1 protein-coding gene is annotated in these 1,775 nt (G+C 55.7%); it reads right to left on the bottom strand.

Annotated features, from left to right (window positions below; translation table 11 throughout):
• Nucleotides 1-388: 388 nt before the first annotated feature.
• Nucleotides 389-1,669, bottom strand: a complete 1,281-nt coding sequence (locus tag B4113_RS01610) for an IS110 family transposase (protein ID WP_061912135.1) — start codon at nucleotides 1,667-1,669, stop codon at nucleotides 389-391.
• Nucleotides 1,670-1,775: the final 106 nt, after the last annotated feature.

The following is a 1,775-nucleotide window of genomic DNA, read 5'->3' as shown; positions in this document are numbered from 1 at the left end:
CTCCCTCTAGAAATGTTGATTTATCAAGGCTTTTCGGCCCCTCAGGGGTGTCCAAAAAATATTTTTCGACAAAATCTCTTACATCCTTTTTCAGTTTTGTGGATATCTTACAGACCTAGGGTGCGCTTCGCGGCCACGGCTGGTTATATTTTCCTGCCGTGGGGGGGAAGCGTATTCGATGCACCCTTTGGATCTCCGCGTCGCTGATGAGGACGAACCCTCCCATGTCTCCGGGCGTCTTCGCGCCAACATTCCCTCGTTCGGTCTCGTCATCAGGCGGAGGCCGGCCAAGCTCCTTTGGGGACTCAAGGTCGAATGGATAAAATCACGCCAGCTTCTCCGGTGTCATCTGGTTGTCCAACGATTCTTCCGTTCGCAGGGGGAGGCCTTAGGCCGCCCGTTGCACCTGGGACAAGACGTCCTGTTTCATTCGCTCCGCGTCAAACGCTTGTTTCTTCGTACAAATCGCAAACAGCACATTCAACAGCTTCCGGCACAAGGCGACGATGGACTGCTTTCCGGTCAGCGGATTGACGGATCGGGTCGTATAATACTCATGCAGCTCGCGAAACGCCTCGTTATGCCGAATCAGCGGAATCATCGCCCGAAACAGCACCGAGCGCAACCGTTTCCGTCCCCGTTTGGAGATGTGCTTTTGCCCTTTGCGCTGGCCGGAGGAGTTCTCCTTGAGCGTCAGGCCCGCCAACTTCACCAATTGGCGCGGGTCCCGATAATGGGCGAAGCTGCCGATCTCCGCCAGCAGATCGATGATCGTGGCGTCTCCCAACCCGTCGACCGTTTTCAACCATTGGTACTCCATCGTCGTTTGAACCAATGCCTTCAACTCGGCGTCCAGTGCAGCGATCTCCGCCTCCAATTGGCGGTATCGGCGGACGAGCGCGGCGATCTCAAACCGGGCCATCGCTGTCCCTTCCGTCACCCCAATCGAGTCCTTCGCGGTGTTGATCAACTCCTGAATTTTGGCCTTCTGCGGGCATTTCATCCCTTCGCTTTGCCGGTACACCTCAAGAAGCTCCTCCACCGTCCGGCCGGCCATATCAGCCGGAAGCGGCGTCCACTCCAACACCGAAAGCGCCGTTTTCCCCAAGTCACGAAACACGGTCCAAAACTCTGGAAAATACCGATCCGTCCAGCGGACGATCGCGTTTTTCACCGCCGTCTGTTCCTTGCGGAGCTTCTCTTTGAGCGTGCTCCCCACGCGCAAATCGGCTTCAATCTCGTGCAGCAGCCGGGGAACGAGGAATCGTCCGTCTTTTGCCAGTCTGGCAATGACCAGGGCGTCTTTGGCGTCGTGTTTCGTCGGCAGGTTGTCATCAAGTTCTTTCGACCGGCACACATGCGCCGGGTTGACCATGACCAACGGGATCCCGTGCTCCTCGAGGAAGTAGGCCAGGTTCAACCAGTAGTGCCCGGTCGGCTCCACCGCGACGATCACCTCTGACTTCCCAAACGCTTGCATCGCCTCCTGAATCGCTTTATACAGCTGCTGAAACCCCTCTTTCGACTGGAAGATCGGGAACGACTTGCGAAGCACGCGCCCCCGGTCATCCACGAAGCAGGCGTAGTGGGTTCGTTTCGCGATATCGATGCCCACGACAAGCGTTTGTTCCGTAACTTGATCAATTTTATAGTTTTGTGTACAATTCATCTGAAGTCCTCCTTGGCATGATGGTAGGTATTGTTTGACACCCCTGCATCATACCAAGAGGGCTTTTTTTGATCAAGTCCCCGGAAAAGCTCCTAACGGGAATGCT

Source organism: Geobacillus sp. B4113_201601 (assembly GCF_001587475.1).
Lineage (GTDB): Bacteria > Bacillota > Bacilli > Bacillales > Anoxybacillaceae > Geobacillus > Geobacillus icigianus.
This window is presented reverse-complemented; position numbering and strand designations above follow the sequence as displayed.

Bases quoted from the DNA above. Each gene is read 5' to 3' on its own strand.
- B4113_RS01610 (WP_061912135.1), bottom strand. From the start codon at position 1,669: ATGAATTGTACACAAAACTATAAAATTGATCAAGTTACGGAACAAACG.